This window comes from Pseudomonas sp. P5_152, from assembly GCF_033989915.1.
In the GTDB taxonomy this organism is placed as follows: Bacteria; Pseudomonadota; Gammaproteobacteria; order Pseudomonadales; family Pseudomonadaceae; genus Aquipseudomonas.
Window position 1 is genome coordinate 3012981 of sequence record NZ_JASFAH010000002.1, and the last position, 15720, is coordinate 3028700.

Genomic DNA, 15720 nt, shown 5'->3' on the forward strand with positions numbered 1-15720 from the left:
TTTGTGTGGTCGAAGGACCACTTTGCTGATCGCTGGGCAATCGTGCTGAGGGGCATTCTAAACACATCCGTTGGGGATTCGTGAACACCGGCGATGAATAAATCCGACGGTCCTGACGAGAACTGCCCAGTCACGTTAAGACCTGTTGAAATTGCCGCGCAATTGGCACAGATTGACGCAAACAACTACAACAACGACTTTGCATATCAGAACCTTCCGAAAAGTGAGCACGGCTTTTCGGGTTCGCCCAACGAAATGATTGGGGTATGGCAAAGTTTACCGATTGAGGGGCTGTTGCTTGAAAAAGCGTCTGTTCGTTACAGGCCTGAATGGATTCGTCGGCCGTCATATCCAATCACGCCTGAACGCTGTCGACTCGCAGTGGCAACTGCTACCTGTTGCCCCGGGCTACGACCTGCGCGAGCCAAAAAGCCTCGAAGGCCTATGGCCAGAACTGCCCGATGCGGTGATTCACCTGGCGGGGCAAACCTTCGTTCCCGAAGCCTTCCGTGACCCGGCCAATACCTTGCAGGTCAACCTGCTGGGCACCCTCCACCTGTTGCAAGCACTCAAGGCTCGCGGCTTCAGCGGCACCTTCCTGTATGTCAGTTCAGGCGATGTGTATGGCCAGGTCAGCGAAAGCGCCTTGCCCATCGACGAACACCAGCCACCCTGCCCGCGCAACCCCTATGCAGTGAGCAAGCTCTCGGCAGAATTGTTGTGCCTGCAATGGGGCATGACCGAGGGCTGGCCGGTACTTGTCGCGCGCCCGTTCAACCACATTGGCACCGGGCAAATGGACAGTTTTGTCGTCGCCAGCGCCGCCCGGCAGATCTGCCGGATCAAACAAGGCCTGCAACCGGCGCAACTGCAGGTCGGCGATATCGATGTGACGCGCGACTTCCTCGACGTCGCGGACGTGGTGTCGGCCTACCTGGCCTTGCTGGCGAAGGGCGAGCCTGGGCAGGTGTACAACATCTGCTCCGGCATCGAGCAGAGCGTACGTGGCCTGATCGAGCAATTGGCCGATCTGGCCCAGGTCCCAGTGCAACTGATTCAAGACCCTGCGCGCCTGCGCCGTGCCGAGCAGCGGCGTGTCTGCGGCAGCCATGCCCGGCTGCACCAGACCACCGGATGGGCGCCTGAACTTACAACACAACAATCCTTGCGGGCGATCCTGTCCGACTGGGAGTCACGGGTACGACAAGAATGACAAAAAGTGCACTGATCACAGGGATCACCGGCCAGGATGGCGCCTATCTGGCCAAACTGTTGCTCGACAAGGGCTACCAGGTTTTTGGCCTGGTCGCACGGCGCAGCAGCGACTCGCGCTGGCGCCTGCGGGAAATGGGTGTGGAAGGTGATATCCACTACCTGGACGGCGACATGGCCGACGCCTGCTCGGTGCAGCGCGCAGTAATCAAGTCGGCACCCGATGAGGTGTACAACCTGGCGGCGCAAAGTTTTGTCGCGGCGTCCTGGGACCAACCCGTGACCACTGGAATCGTTGACGGCCTGGGCGTGACCCACCTGCTTGAAGCGATTCGCCAGTTCAGTCCACACACCCGTTTCTACCAGGCCTCGACCAGCGAGATGTTTGGCTTGATCCAGGCCGCACAGCAGGACGAAAACACTCCGTTCTATCCACGCAGCCCCTACGGCGTGGCCAAGCTCTACGGCCACTGGATCACGGTGAACTACCGCGAAAGCTTCAACCTGCACGCCAGCAGCGGCATCCTGTTCAACCACGAATCGCCGCTGCGCGGAATCGAGTTCGTGACGCGCAAGGTCACCGACGCAGCCGCCCGCATCAAGCAGGGCAAACAGCAGGAACTGCGCCTGGGCAACATCGACGCCAAGCGCGACTGGGGTTTTGCCGGTGACTATGTCGAAGCCATGTGGCTGATGCTGCAACAGGACAAGGCCGACGACTATGTGGTTGCCACCGGCATCACCACCACGGTGCGCGAGATGTGCCAGATCGCCTTCGATCATGTGGGCCTCAACTACCGCGACTTCGTGAAGATCGACCCGGCGTTTTTCCGCCCGGCCGAAGTCGACGTGTTGCTCGGTAATCCGGCCAAGGCACAACGGCTGTTGGGCTGGAAACCGAAAACCGATTTGCAGACCCTGATCCGCATGATGATGGAAGCGGACATGAAACGCGTCGCCAAGGAGTAGGTCATGTTCGAAGATCAGTACGGCAGGACAGTCTGAATGCTCCTCAACCTCTATCGCTCACTGCGCAGCTATCGGGGTTTCATCCTCGGCAGCGTCAAGCGCGAGTTCCAGTCGCGTTATCGCAACTCTCTGTTCGGTGCCTTGTGGACCGTGCTCAACCCACTGTCGATGATCGTGGTGTACACGGTGATCTTCTCCCAGATCATGCGCGCCCGGTTGCCGGGCGTGGAGGATGGGCTGGCCTATAGCGTGTACCTGTGCGCCGGGCTGCTGACCTGGGGGCTGTTCTCCGAGATCACCCTGCGCAGCCAGAGCATGTTCCTGGAAAATGCCAACTTGCTGAAGAAGATCAGCTTCCCCAGGATTTGCCTGCCGGTGATTGTGCTGCTCAACGCCGGGATCAACTTCGCAATCATCCTCGGCCTGTTCCTGGGCTTTTTGCTGATCACCGGGCGCTTGCCCGGCATGGCGTTGTTGGCGCTGGTGCCGTTGCTGGCTCTGCAAGTGATGTTCTCGGCCGGACTGGGGATGATTCTTGGCGTACTGAACGTGTTCTTCCGGGATGTCGGGCAATTCTTCGGCATCCTCCTGCAGTTCTGGTTCTGGCTGACGCCGATCGTCTACCCGATGTCGATCCTGCCCGAAGGCATCCAGCGCGTCCTGGCGCTCAACCCGCTGACCGCCTTGATGCACAGCTACCAGAATGTGTTTCTCTACAACCAGTGGCCGGACTGGAGTTCGCTGACCCCCGTGCTGGTGATCGGCCTGCTGTTCTGTGTGATGGGGCTGCGGCTTTTCCGCCAGCGCGTCGGTGAAATGGTGGATGAGCTCTGATGGGAACCATACGCGTCAGTGGCCTGGGCAAGGCCTACAAACAATACCCGAACCGCTGGAGCCGGCTGATTGAATGGCTGGTGCCCTTCTCCCGTCCTCGCCATCAACAGCATTGGGTGCTGCAAGGCATCGATTTCGAAATCCCGGCCGGTGAAGCCGTGGGCATTGTCGGGGTCAACGGTGCCGGCAAAAGTACCCTGTTGAAAATGATCACCGGCACTACCCAGCCCACCTGCGGGCAGATTCATCTGCAAGGCCGGGTGGCGGCCCTGCTGGAATTGGGCATGGGTTTCCACCCGGACTTTACCGGTCGGCAGAACGCCTTCATGGCCGGTCAGTTGCTGGGTATGCAGGTCGAGGAGATCGAGGCGCTGATGCCGGAGATCGAAGGGTTTGCCGAGATCGGCGAAGCCATCGATCACCCGGTGCGCACCTATTCCAGTGGCATGCAGATGCGCCTGGCGTTCAGTGTGGCTACCGCGCGCCGACCCGACATCCTGATCGTCGATGAAGCGCTGTCGGTCGGTGATGCCTACTTCCAGCACAAGAGCTTCGAACGCATCCGCAGCTTTCGCCGCGCCGGCACCACGTTGCTGATCGTGTCCCACGATCGCTCGGCCATCCAGTCGATCTGCGACACCGCGATCCTCCTGGAGAAGGGCCGCATGGCCATGCACGGCAAGCCGGAAGAAGTCATGGACTACTACAACGCCATGCTCGCCGAGCGCGAAGGCCAGATCGTGCGCCAGGAAATGCTCGCCAACGGCCAGGTGCAAACCATCTCCGGTACCGGTGAAGCGACCATCCACAGTGTGCGCCTGCTGGACCAGCGCCAGCGTTCGGTGGAAGTCGCCGAAGTCGGCCAGCCCATGGTCCTGGAGGTGCAAGTGGACGTGCGCCAGGACATCGAGCGCCTAGTGCTGGGCTTCATGATCAAGGACCGCCTCGGCCAGGCGATCTACGGCATCAACACCCACCGTCTCGACCAGGCGCTGACGGACCTGCACGCCGGCGAGCGGGTGACTTACCGCTTTGCGTTCCCCATGCGCCTGGGCAAGGGCAACTACTCCGTGGCCCTGAGCCTGTCACGCCTGGACTCGCACCTGGACCGCAACTTCGAATGGCGCGATTACGGCCTGGTGTTCCACGTGATCAACAACCGCCAGGAAGACTTTGTCGGCTGCTCGTGGCTGGAGGCACAAACCAGCATCACCCGTTCATCAGAAACCTCGGTACAACCTCAGGCGCCGGAGACCGCCCCATGACACGACTGCTGGTTGAATGCACCTATGTGTTCGAACACCCGCAAGCCAACTCGGGTATCCAGCGCGTGGTGCGCAACGTCATTACCGAGCTGCCAAGAAACAACCCGGCCGTCGAATGCATTCCCGTGGTGATGCTCAAGGGCGCGCTGTATCAAGTGACCAGCCTGGCGCCACTCAAGGTGCCCAAGCTGGACCTGATGGGCGTGCGCGTACGGCTGGAGCAGATCGCCAACCGGTTCTGGCTGATGCACCGCACGCTGGAGCGGCGCACGCCGTTTCGCCAATCCCTGTTCGCTCGCCGAGTGTTGTATGTAGGCTGCCGGCTGGCGGCATTTGCCGCGTTGAGCGTGCCGATCCGGCTGCTCGATTTCTGCCTCAGGCGCCAGGAGATCCCCACCCGCTGCCAACCCCTGCAGCATCAGGCGGGCGATCAACTGGTGCTCCTGGACTCTTCCTGGCACGCCGATTTTTTCCCCTTGGCCGAACAACTCAAGCGCGATGGCGTGGGCATTGTCTCGGTGATCTATGACTTGATCCCGCTGACCCACCCGCAGTTCTGCGACGCCGGGCTGGTCCGGGTGTTCAACGACTGGTTCGACTGGATCGCGAAGACCGCCGACGGTTACGTGGCGATTTCCGCGACCATTGCCGATCAGGTACGCGATGAGATGCTGCGCCGTGTCGGGCCCGAGCAAGTGGCGCAACGCTGGTTCGACCACTTTCACCTGGGCAGCGAGCTGGACCTGACCGACGACGCGTTGCCGGTGGAGCCGGCCCTCAAGCAGATGTTCAAGAACAAAGACCCGGTGTACCTGATGGTCAGCACCATCGAGCCGCGCAAGAACCACGCCTACCTGCTCGATGCGTTCGAGCTGGCCTGGGCCAAAGGTTCGCGCGCGCGGCTGTGCATTGCCGGGCGCATCGGTTGGAAGTGCGATGCGCTGATCGAGCGGATCCGCCAGCACCCGCAGCTCAACCAACGCCTGTTCATGTTCAATGACCTCACCGACAAGAGCCTGGAGTACGCCTACTCCAACGCCACCGCGCTGGTCTTCCCGTCCTATGTCGAAGGGTTCGGCCTGCCGCTGGTGGAGGCCATGCAGCGCGGTTTGCCGGCGATGGGCAGTGACATCCCGGTGTTCCGCGAGATCGGTGGTCCGTTCATGGCGTATTTCGACCTGGATGACCCGCAGACCCTGGTCGACCTGATGACACAGATGGAAACCACCGGCACCTTCCCGGCGGAGCGCGACGTCAAGGAGTGGCGCTGGCTGGGCTGGCGCGAGGCCAGTGCACAACTGGTGGAGCGCGTCCTGCGCCATGTGCGCAAGACCCCGACGACGGTTGAGAGGCAGCATGCAGATTGCTCTTAATGCGCGAATCCTGCAGGCGCCACGCACTGGCATTGGCCATTACCTGGCGGAGCTGGTCAACGCCCTCGGCCAGGAACCGGACATCACGCTGTCGTTGTTCCACGGCTGGGGCTGGAGCTCCCAGCTGCCGAGCGCCGCGATGCCCGGTTACTCACGGCTGAGCCCGGTGCTGCGGCAGATCCCCGGTGCGTATCAGGCACGCCGCTGGCTGGAGCAACGGCGCTTCGATCAGGGCCGCCCCGGCAACATCCAGCTGTACCACGAACCGAGCCTGTGGCCGCTTGCATTCAAGGGGCCGACGGTCGTCACCCTGCATGACCTGACGCACGTGCACTACCCCGCCACCCAGCCGGCGGCACGCTTGAAAGAGATCGAGCGACGCCTGGAACAGGGGGTGAAACAGGCCAGCCTGATCCTCACCGATTCCCAGTTCATTGCCGATGAGGCACAAGCGTATTTTGGCCTCGGCCCGGAACGCTTCGTGGTCGCCCCCCTGGGAGTCGCTCCGCGTTTTCACCCCCGTACCGACTCGACCTTGCACCCGGTGCTGCAGGCGCATGGGGTGGAGCCGCGCGGCTACTTCCTGTGTGTCGGCACCCTGGAGCCGCGCAAGAACCTCGGGCTGGCGCTGCGCGCCCATGCCCAACTGCCGGAATCGCTGCGCCAGCGCATGCCCTTGCTGATTGTCGGGATGGCCGGCTGGAAAGCCCAGCAGCTCGACGATGAACTGCGCAAAGGCCTGGCCAGCGGGCATGTCTGCCTGCTCGGGTACCTGCCCGATGAGGAAGTCGCCCACTTGGTGGCCGGCGCCCGGGCCCTGGTATTTCCATCGATCTATGAAGGTTTTGGCCTGCCCGTGCTGGAGGCCATGGCCAGTGGTACCCCGATCATCCTCACCCGACGCTCGGCCATGCCGGAGGTCGCGGGGGCTGCGGGCAACTATATTGAACCCGAGGACCTGCACGGCTTGCGTGATGCCATGAGCCGGCTGGCCGACGATCAAGTGCATTGGCAGGTAAGCCGAGAAGCCGGGCTGCAACAGGCGAAGCTTTTTTCCTGGGATCGCTGCGCGACGCTCACCGCGCGCGCCTATCGCCAGGTTTTAGGAGGTTGAATGCGCGTCCTACATTTCTATAAAACCTATCTGTCGGAAACCGTCGGCGGCATCGAGCACGTAATGTTCGAACTCTGTGAAAGTGGCGCCGCCCATGGCATCGAGAGCCAGGTGCTGACATTGAGCGCCAACCCCGTGCCGGCGGTTATCCCATTTGGCCAGCACCAGGTGCACCGAGCCAAACTCGATGTACAGATCGCCTCCACCGGGTTCTCCTACAGCGTGCTCAAACAGTTTCGTGAGCTGGCGGCCGAAGCTGACGTGATCAACTATCACTTCCCCTGGCCGTTCATGGATGTAGTGCATTTTCTCAGCGGCATGAACAAACCGAGCGTGGTGACCTACCACTCGGACATCATCCGCCAGAAGCTCCTGCTCAAACTCTACCAACCGTTGATGACGCGGTTTCTGGCCAGCGCCGATCGGATTGTCGCAGCCTCGCCGAACTACCTGCATACCAGCGAAGTGCTGAAAAAATTCCCGGACAAGACCCGGGTCATTCCCTATGGCCTGAACAAGGCCGCCTACCCCAAGTCCGACCCTGAGCGTATGGCCCGTTGGCGGGAGCGCCTGGGCGAGCGCTTTTTCCTGTTCGTCGGGGTGATGCGCTACTACAAAGGGCTGCACATCCTGCTCGAAGCCCTCAAGGGTGTCGATTACCCGGTGGTGATCGTCGGTGCCGGGCCGCTGGAGGCCGAATTGCACGCGCAGGCCGCCGCACTGGGCCTGCGCAATATCCAGTTCCTCGGTCGTCTCGACGATGAGGACAAAGCCGCCTTGCTGGAGCTGAGCTATGCCATCGTCTTTCCTTCGCACCTGCGCTCGGAAGCCTTTGGCATTTCGCTGCTGGAAGGGGCGATGTATGGCAAACCGATGATCTCCAGTGAGATCGGTACCGGTACCAGCTATATCAACAGTCACGGCGAAACCGGGCTGGTGGTGCCACCGAGCGATCCTCCGGCCTTGCGCCAGGCCATGCGTACCCTGTGGGATAACCCGCAACAGGCCGCCGCCATGGGCATCAAGGCCGAGGCTCGTTACCGGCAGTTGTTCAGCGCTGAAGAAATGGGTCGCCAGTGGGCGGCGTTATACGAGGAAGTGCTGGCCGAGAAGTCACTGTCCTATGCCTGAACGGCGCCAGCGTAGAGCCAGCGCCGCCGGACGCCGCACGACCTGCTCCACCTGCAGCGTCCACAGCCTTTCAGCGCCTTGGCAGGCCGCCACTTGCGGCCCGTCGAGGATGATTTCGCTACGACCACTGAGCTGCAGCACATCACCCGTGGTGAAATCGATGAACAGCAGCCCCGCTCGGGGATTGAGCAGCAGGTTGCCCAAGGTATTGAAGTGGCGGTTGCCGGCAAAGTCGGGGATGGTCAGGCGATTGCCCTGCACCTGGACAAAACCGGCATCACCACCACGATGGGAAACATCCACCGCCCGTGAGTTATCCACATCCACATAGCTGGCGACAAAGAACGTGTCGACTGTGCGAATCAGCGCCCGGGCCGCGTCATCCAGGGCATCCAGGTAGTGCACGATGCGCGCGGACGGGTCGGCCAGCGGCACTGACTCGAACTGGCGGAGGTGGATGTACTGCGGGCAATTGCCGAAGGCCTGCTCGACCGCAACACTCAACCCCAACTCGTCGACCGTCAACACCCGGCCATTGAGGCGGTTGCGCCGACGACTGTGCAGTTCGATCCCCAGTAACCCGATCGCCGCGCCGGCCCGTACCTGCGCCGGATCATCGAGACTGGGCAGGCTGTCCAGGCGCAACCGCGCAGGTTGCGGTGAATGGGCAAAACCGGGTGGGCCCTCGAGAACGCTGGCCCAAGGATTACCTTGGGCGTCGACTGCACCGAACAGCATGAAGGGTAACTGAGCATAGAACTGGCGATGTTGCTCCGGCATCTCGGTGCGGATCACCTTGCGCCCGAACGCCTCCATGCGTTCAGCAACTCCCACCAGGGTTTGCAACTGCCGCTCACCTGCGTGCCAGGGTGAAACGTCCATCACACAACTCCCCTGCGCACTTGGCGCAGTTTCAGGCGGTTTGCAGGCCGGCGACAGTGCGAGGCATCGCCACGAAACCCGGCAGCGCTTCGATTCGCGCCAGCCACGCCCGCACGTTGGTGTACTCGTCCAGGGCAACATTGCCTTCCGGGGCGTGGGCGATGTAGCTGTAGCCGGCAACATCCGCGATGGTCGGCTCATCACCCACCAGGTAGCGGGAGGTGGCGAGTTCCTGATCCATCACCTTGAGCAGTGCGTGGGCGCGGGCGATGACTTCTTGCGCGTTGTGGGAGGCGCCAAATACCGTGATCAGGCGCGCGGCGGCCGGGCCATAGGCGATTGGCCCGGCCGCCACCGACAACCAGCGCTGCACCCGGGCAGCGCCCACGGGGTCGGCAGGCAGCCAACGGCCCTGGCCATATTTTTGCGCCAGATACAGCAAAATGGCGTTGGAATCAGCCAGCACCACGCCTTGATCATCGATCACCGGTACCTGGCCAAACGCATTCAACGCGAGGAAATCGGCTTGCTTGTGCTCACCTTTCGCCAGATCGACAAAAATCAGTTCGGTGGGCAAATCCAGTAAAGACAGCATCAGCTCCACCCGATGGGCGTGGCCGGAGCGAGGGAAGTTGTAGAGTTTGATGCTGTGCATGGTCGACTCCAGAGGGGGAAATCGCGCCGCTCAGGAGCGAACCGCGCTGATGGGGTCCATCTTGCGTCAGCTGAAAAAACAACAGAATCACCAGAAAAGGCAATCCACCATTTCAACCACCGCAATAATGCTTCAGCCGCGTAATGCCGGATGCTCGCGCAGCGCCTGCACTGCGTAGTCGACAAAACTGCGCACCCGCGCCGGTGCCTTGCGCCCACCTTGATACACCACGTGGATAGGCAACGGCGGCAGCTCAAAATCCTCGAGGACAATTTCCAGCTCACCGGCTGCCACCTTGTCCGCCACCTGATAGGACAACACGCGGGTCAACCCCAGGCCCAGGGTTGCTGCCGTGATGGCCGCCTGATTGGCCGTCACCACCATGCGTGGCTCCAGGCGCACACTCATCGAGGCGCCCGCCGCCATAAAGGGCCAACTGCGCTGCTGCCCGATGGCAGAGGTGGCAATAATCCGCGCGCGGGCGAGTTCCTCTGGGTGCAGGGGGCGACCAAAACGCCTGAGGTAGTCGGCAGAGCCACACACCACCCGGCGTACCTCACCGACCGCAATCGCGTACTGGCTGCTGTCCGGCAGCTCGCCAATACGCACCGCAACATCAACGCCCTCCTCGACCAGGCTCACCACCCGGTCGACCAGCAATGCATTGATGCTGACCTGCGGATACTGCTCAAGAAAGCCCACCACTACCGGCGTGACATACAAATCGCCAAACAGCACCGGCGCGGTAATCGTCAATTGCCCCCGGGGGTCGGCATGACTACCCGCCGCCGACTCTTCGGCGTCCTGAATGTCGGCGAGAATCCGTCGACAGTCTTCCAGGTACCGCTGCCCCGCTTCTGTCAGTTGCACAGTGCGCGTGGTGCGAATCAGCAACTGCGCACCGATCCGCACTTCCAGCGCCGCCACCGCCCGGGTCACGCTGGCAGCCGACAGCCCAAGGCGCCGGGCTGCCGCCGCGAAGCCCTGGTCATGGGCCACGGCCATGAACACCTGCATTTCCTGAAAACGGTCCACTGCCTGTCCTCGGGCTGGAGTGCTTGGTTTGCAAGAAAAGCACAGAGGCTGCCAACGCAGCAACCAACGCTCCTACTAGCGGGATGTGCGACAAGCTGCCGAACGCAATGGTGATGCTGCCGAGTACTCCACCCAGTGCTGTGCCCAGGTTGAAGGACGCGATATTCAATCCGGCGGCCACGGCGGTTGATTCCGGGATATAGCACTGGGCCTGTTTCAGCAGACGCAGTGTCAACATGGTCACGATGGAAAAGAAAAAGACCCCCAATGTGCCGACCAAGAGCGTCATCATGAGCGCAGAGTCACTAAACCAATAAAGTCCGATCAAGTTTATGGCCAAGCCCGCCAATGCCATCACGGTGCTGCGGTTCGCGTCCATCTTGTCCACAAGATAGCCGCCAAGCAGATTCCCCACGATGGAGCACAGGCCAAACAGCAGCATGCCCAGACTCAGCCGCTGCACGTCCACCTCGGTGATTCTCAGCAAGTAGGGAGAGACGAAGGTGAAGAATGAAAAGGTCGCAATGCTCACCAGTACGCCGATGCCGGCGGTGATGAGCAATTGCGGATGGGTGATGGCCTTGATCCCTTTCCATGCGCTCGCTTGCCTGCCGTCCGAAGGCTCTGTGCTGCTGGTCATGAAAAGCAGCAGTCCGAGCATGCTCAACAGGCTGAGTACCCCGATAGACATGAAAATGCCCCGCCATGACCAGATGCTGCCCAGAAACGTGCCAATCGGGACGCCGAAGGCGAGCGCGAGGGTCAATCCTATCCACACCACGGATAGCGCCCGTCCCGAACGCTTCTGATCAACCAGCTTCGTCGCGGCATCCGATGCTACCGCCATGAAAACACCATGGCCCAGGCCCACCAGAAACCGGATCACCAGCAGCATCGACAGATTCGGCGAAAGGCTCATCAGCACGCTGCCGACAGCGAGGACCGCCATGGCAAGCATCAGAATGTGCTTGTCCCTCCAATGCGAGACGAGGGCTGTGATGAACGGTGCGCCAATGGCTGCGCCCATGGCATAAGCGGCAATAGCGGTGCCAACTGCAGCAATTTTTGAGTCAAGGTCGGCCGCGATGGCGGAAACCAAACCTGCGACGACAAACTCGGAGAGGCCGAATGCAAAGGTACACAATGAAAAGACATAAATGGCGGCAGGCATGGCAGTCCCTGGTTCGACAATAGTGGAGTGACCTTGGGCTCACTCTGGGATCGGGTGCTGCCGTACAGTAGTGCCAGCGTTTATGTTGGTAAAATACTGTTTTTATCGCGAAACAAGACGCTGAACGTCTCAATGGGTCAGTGGCAGAACAGCGCCTCGGACTGCCTCGATTAGCCGGTCCCGGATCGGCGAATCCTGATTCGCGTTCCACGCCATCAGCAGGTCCAAATGCAGCAGTTCTTCTGGCGCATCCACGATGATGGGGCGAAAGACAATGTCTTCATGCATTCCTATCGCCAGCGATGCGGGTATCAGGGCAATGCCGAACCCGCTGGCCACTAACGCGATCAAGGTTTGCAACTGCCGTGCTTGTTGAACAATGTTTGGCAGGAACCCTGCGGCTTGGCAAAGACCGATAAGTTGATCGTGAAAGCCTTGCCCCAGCGGTCGGGGCGACGCCACGAAAGCCTCGTCCTTGAGTAACGCCAACTCGATGGACGCGTGGTCCTCGAACCGATGCCCAGCAGGCAGCGCGACGCATATCGGCTCACGCAGGATAGTCTCGAAGCGCAGATGGGGCGTGGTCGTCCCCGGTGTGCGCATGAAGCCGATATCAGCAGCGCCGCTCTCCAGCGCCTCCACCTGCTCGTGGGTCGTGGCCTCCTTCATGGTAAACGCTACCCCTGGCGACGCGAGCCGGAAGCCGCGTAGCGCCCGCAGCAACGGGGCATAGGACACAATGTTGATGAATGTCATCGTGAGGTGGCCCTCGAGCCCTTCGGCGACACGCCGGGTATGCGTCACGCCCTCATCGAGAGACTGAAGAATACACCTGGCAGTCTGCAGAAATGCTGTGCCGGCAGGCGTCAACAACACGCTGCGGTTCGTGCGCTCGAACAGCGGGAAACCAATCTCGCTCTCCAGCCGGCGAATGGCTTGGCTCAGGGGCGGTTGAGCCATATGCAGGCGCACCGCAGCCCGATTGAAGTGCAGTTCTTCGGCAACGGCAATGAACTGCTGTAGCAGGCGAGTTTCGATCATTGAAACCTCCAAAGTCTTATTGATTTGATCATTCTGACTGATAGTCGGCTTCATCGAGGCTTGAGCGCTTGACGGGTTCGGGTTCGGCATTACTCGCGATATGTCTTAAAATAGCCGGTTGCCGAAAGAACCGTCATGGCCATAGCCATGAAGGGCTTTCATCCTTTACAAATAAATGTGGTGAAGATGAACAAGCCTTTCATTTCGCTGTGCCCTGAAATTACTCGGGCGCACGCACTGACGCTGATGGATTGGTTGGAGGATGAGCGCGTCACCTGCTATCTGAGCGATTCGCGTGATGTTTCCCGCTCCATCGAGCAAGTCATCGATCGGACTCAATCGCCGATCCTGACCCATCTATTCAACCGGGGCGGCCGATTCTTCATGGCTTATGACCGGTATGACGCCCCGGTGGGCTTTGTCCGTCTGATCAAGACCGGCTCAAATTGCGAGATAGTCCTGGTCATCGGAGACAGCGACAAATGGGGCCGAAACCTTGGCGCCCGCACGATCCGCGAAGGCATGAAACTGGCCTTCCTCGACATGCGGGCCGAGAAACTCATCGCCAAGATCCACCCGGACAACGCGCGCTCGCTGAAAGCCTTTCTGCGCAGCGGCTTTGTGCTTGAGAGCGAAACGCCGACATTGAAGTCATTTTCCATGACGGCGGGGCGCTACCTCCAGCGCTTGCGAGAAGGTGCCGTTGACGACTCCACCAGGATCTACATCACTGAAATCGACAAGGCCAGGCTCGAGAGTCTAATCGTGCTCGAGCAAGGCCCGACCGTGGTTGAACTCGAACACGAGCTTGAGCGAGCCATTGTCGTCAAGCCGCAGCAGGTGGCATGCAATGTCGTCACGATGAACTCCAGGGCCTTGCTGCAGCTGGACGACGAAGAGATCGAAGTGGTCCTGGTCTACCCCGAAGATGCGGACAGCAACGCAGGGAAGCATTCCGTGTATTCCGACATCGGCGCCGCCATCCTGGGCTATCAGGAGGGGGACGCCATCGACTGGCGAATTTCTGATCGAACCCGCCGGATTGAAATCAGGAAAGTGCTTTACCAGCCGGAGGCGGCGGGCGATTTCCACCTGTAATTGCGTCTTTTACTCAGTGGTCGTCCATCAGGCGCGAGGATCCCTATAGGACGGGGGCCTCGCTTTGCGTGCCTGAACGGACCGTTTTTATTTCGCTGTGGATAACTTATTCCACAGTCACCGACTTGGCCAGGTTGCGTGGCTGGTCGACGTCAGTGCCCTTGAGCACGGCGACGTAGTACGACAGCAGTTGCAACGGAATGGTGTAGAGGATCGGCGACAGGATGTCGTGAATATGCGGCATGTTCACCACGTGGGTGCCTTCGCCGTTGCTCATGCCGGCTTTCTCGTCGGCAAACACGATCAACTGGCCGCCACGGGCGCGAACTTCCTGCAGGTTGGATTTGAGTTTCTCCAGCAGCTCGTTGTTCGGCGCCACGGTGACCACTGGCATATCGTTGTCGACCAGGGCCAATGGGCCGTGCTTGAGCTCGCCCGCCGGGTAGGCTTCGGCGTGGATGTAGGAGATTTCCTTGAGCTTGAGCGCCCCTTCCATCGCCACCGGGAACTGTGCGCCACGGCCCAGGAACAGCGTGTGGTGCTTCTCGGCGAACAGTTCCGCGACTTTCTCGACGATACCGTCCATGGCCAGGGCTTCGCCCAGGCGAATTGGCAGGCGACGCAGTTCTTCGACCAGTTCGGCTTCCACGCCTGGGGCGAGGGTGCCGCGGACCTGACCCAGGGACAGGGTCAACAGCAACAGGCCGACCAGTTGGGTGGTGAAGGCTTTGGTCGAAGCCACGCCAATTTCACGACCGGCCTGGGTCAGCAGGGTCAGGTCGGATTCACGCACCAGCGAGCTGATACCGACGTTGCAGATCGCCAGGCTGGCGAGGAAGCCCAGTTCCTTGGCGTTACGCAGGGCGGCCAGGGTGTCGGCGGTCTCGCCGGACTGGGAGATGGTCACGAACAGGGAGTCGGGTTGCACCACCACCTTGCGATAGCGGAACTCGCTGGCGACTTCGACCTGGCACGGGATCCCCGCCAGCTCTTCGAGCCAGTACCGGGCAACCATGCCGGCGTGGTAACTGGTGCCACAGGCAACAATCTGCACGTTGCGCACTTTGGCGAAGAGCTCGGCGGCTTGCGGGCCGAAGGCCTGTACCAGTACCTGGTTCTGGCTCAGGCGCCCTTCCAGGGTGCGCTGGACCACGGACGGTTGCTCGTGGATTTCCTTGAGCATGAAGTGCCGGTACTCGCCCTTCTCGGCCGATTCGGCGTTGTCGCGGTACTGCACCGACTCGCGTTCCACGGCCTTGCCGTCGACATCCCAGATCTGCACACGGTCACGCTGGATTTCGGCGATGTCGCCTTCTTCCAGGTACATGAAGCGGTCGGTGACTTGACGCAGGGCCAGTTGGTCGGAAGCCAGGAAGTTCTCGCCCAGGCCGAGGCCGATCACCAGCGGGCTGCCACTGCGGGCGGCAACCAGGCGATCCGGCTGTTGGGCGCTGATCACGGCCAGGCCATAGGCACCGTGCAGTTCCTTGACCGTGGCCTTGAGGGCGGCGGTCAGGTCCGGCTGGTCCTTGAGCTTGTGGTTGAGCAGGTGGGCGATGACTTCGGTATCGGTGTCCGAGGTGAACACATAACCTAAGGCCTTGAGTTGTTCGCGCAGGGCTTCGTGGTTCTCGATGATGCCGTTGTGCACCACCGCCAGGTCGCCGGAAAAATGCGGGTGGGCGTTACGTTCGCACGGGGCGCCGTGAGTTGCCCAGCGGGTGTGGGCGATACCCAGGCGGCCGACCAGTGGTGTGGTTTCCAGGGCCTGATCCAGCTCACTGACCTTGCCCGGACGACGCACACGCTCCAGCGTATTGTCGTTGGTGAAGACTGCCACACCGGCGCTGTCGTAGCCGCGGTATTCGAGGCGCTTGAGGCCTTCGAGCAAAATGGCGGTGATATTACGTTCCGCTACTGCGCCAACAATTCCACACATG

13 protein-coding genes and 1 pseudogene are annotated in these 15720 nt (G+C 61.0%); 8 read left to right on the forward strand and 6 right to left on the reverse strand.

The window, feature by feature from the left end; all coding sequences use genetic code 11:
• Positions 1 to 298: 298 nt before the first annotated feature.
• Genes QMK50_RS13835 through QMK50_RS13865 form a run of 7 tightly spaced genes read left to right on the forward strand, consistent with a single transcriptional unit; the run spans position 299 to position 7898 of the window.
• Entirely contained in the window at positions 299 to 1213 is a 915-nt protein-coding gene (locus QMK50_RS13835) for a GDP-mannose 4,6-dehydratase (protein WP_320333315.1), read from the forward strand.
• The gene (gmd, locus tag QMK50_RS13840) at positions 1210 to 2181 is read left to right on the forward strand and encodes a GDP-mannose 4,6-dehydratase (RefSeq protein WP_095165043.1); all 972 of its coding nucleotides are present in this window, start codon (positions 1210 to 1212) and stop codon (positions 2179 to 2181) included. Before QMK50_RS13835 ends, gmd begins: the two co-directional genes overlap by 4 nt.
• A gap of 36 nt (positions 2182 to 2217) precedes the next feature.
• On the forward strand, positions 2218 to 3015 hold the full coding sequence (locus tag QMK50_RS13845) for an ABC transporter permease (protein ID WP_095165044.1): 798 nt from the start codon (positions 2218 to 2220) through the stop codon (positions 3013 to 3015).
• A complete protein-coding gene (locus tag QMK50_RS13850; protein WP_320333316.1) occupies positions 3015 to 4280 on the forward strand; it encodes an ABC transporter ATP-binding protein in 1266 nt (421 codons plus the stop codon). Before QMK50_RS13845 ends, QMK50_RS13850 begins: the two co-directional genes overlap by 1 nt.
• Positions 4277 to 5653 (forward strand): glycosyltransferase family 1 protein, encoded by a 1377-nt coding sequence (locus QMK50_RS13855; protein ID WP_320333317.1) that lies wholly within the window; start codon positions 4277 to 4279, stop codon positions 5651 to 5653. Before QMK50_RS13850 ends, QMK50_RS13855 begins: the two co-directional genes overlap by 4 nt.
• Positions 5637 to 6767: a glycosyltransferase family 4 protein gene (locus QMK50_RS13860; protein ID WP_095165050.1), complete on the forward strand. Its 1131-nt coding sequence runs from the start codon at positions 5637 to 5639 to the stop codon at positions 6765 to 6767. Before QMK50_RS13855 ends, QMK50_RS13860 begins: the two co-directional genes overlap by 17 nt.
• Complete coding sequence (locus tag QMK50_RS13865; protein ID WP_159998678.1) at positions 6768 to 7898, forward strand: glycosyltransferase family 4 protein; 1131 nt, start codon at positions 6768 to 6770, stop codon at positions 7896 to 7898.
• Here the strand turns inward: QMK50_RS13865 and QMK50_RS13870 are convergent.
• The 5 genes and pseudogenes from QMK50_RS13870 to QMK50_RS13890 all read right to left on the reverse strand — a co-directional run.
• Positions 7890 to 8780: pseudogene (locus QMK50_RS13870) on the reverse strand (pyridoxamine 5'-phosphate oxidase family protein); the annotation flags it as partial. The gene QMK50_RS13865 and the pseudogene QMK50_RS13870 overlap by 9 nt on opposite strands.
• Positions 8781 to 8811: 31 nt before the next feature.
• Positions 8812 to 9435 carry a glutathione S-transferase family protein gene (locus QMK50_RS13875; protein ID WP_095165053.1) on the reverse strand — a complete coding sequence of 208 codons (624 nt, stop codon included), beginning with the start codon at positions 9433 to 9435 and terminating at the stop codon, positions 8812 to 8814.
• A gap of 132 nt (positions 9436 to 9567) precedes the next feature.
• Positions 9568 to 10470 (reverse strand): LysR family transcriptional regulator, encoded by a 903-nt coding sequence (locus QMK50_RS13880; RefSeq protein ID WP_159998684.1) that lies wholly within the window; start codon positions 10468 to 10470, stop codon positions 9568 to 9570.
• Positions 10424 to 11641, reverse strand: a complete 1218-nt coding sequence (locus tag QMK50_RS13885) for an MFS transporter (RefSeq protein ID WP_320333318.1) — start codon at positions 11639 to 11641, stop codon at positions 10424 to 10426. The genes QMK50_RS13880 and QMK50_RS13885 overlap by 47 nt, the downstream gene beginning before the upstream one ends.
• 129 nt (positions 11642 to 11770) lie before the next feature.
• Positions 11771 to 12682, reverse strand: a complete 912-nt coding sequence (locus tag QMK50_RS13890; RefSeq protein WP_320333319.1) for a LysR family transcriptional regulator — start codon at positions 12680 to 12682, stop codon at positions 11771 to 11773.
• 135 nt (positions 12683 to 12817) lie between these two features.
• Here QMK50_RS13890 and QMK50_RS13895 point away from each other — a divergent pair, with 135 nt between their 5' ends.
• On the forward strand, positions 12818 to 13780 hold the full coding sequence (locus QMK50_RS13895) for a bifunctional GNAT family N-acetyltransferase/nucleoside diphosphate kinase regulator (RefSeq protein ID WP_320333320.1): 963 nt from the start codon (positions 12818 to 12820) through the stop codon (positions 13778 to 13780).
• A gap of 106 nt (positions 13781 to 13886) precedes the next feature.
• Here QMK50_RS13895 and glmS read toward each other — a convergent pair whose 3' ends face one another.
• On the reverse strand, positions 13887 to 15719 hold the full coding sequence (gene glmS / locus QMK50_RS13900) for a glutamine--fructose-6-phosphate transaminase (isomerizing) (protein WP_320333321.1): 1833 nt from the start codon (positions 15717 to 15719) through the stop codon (positions 13887 to 13889).
• Position 15720: the final 1 nt, after the last annotated feature.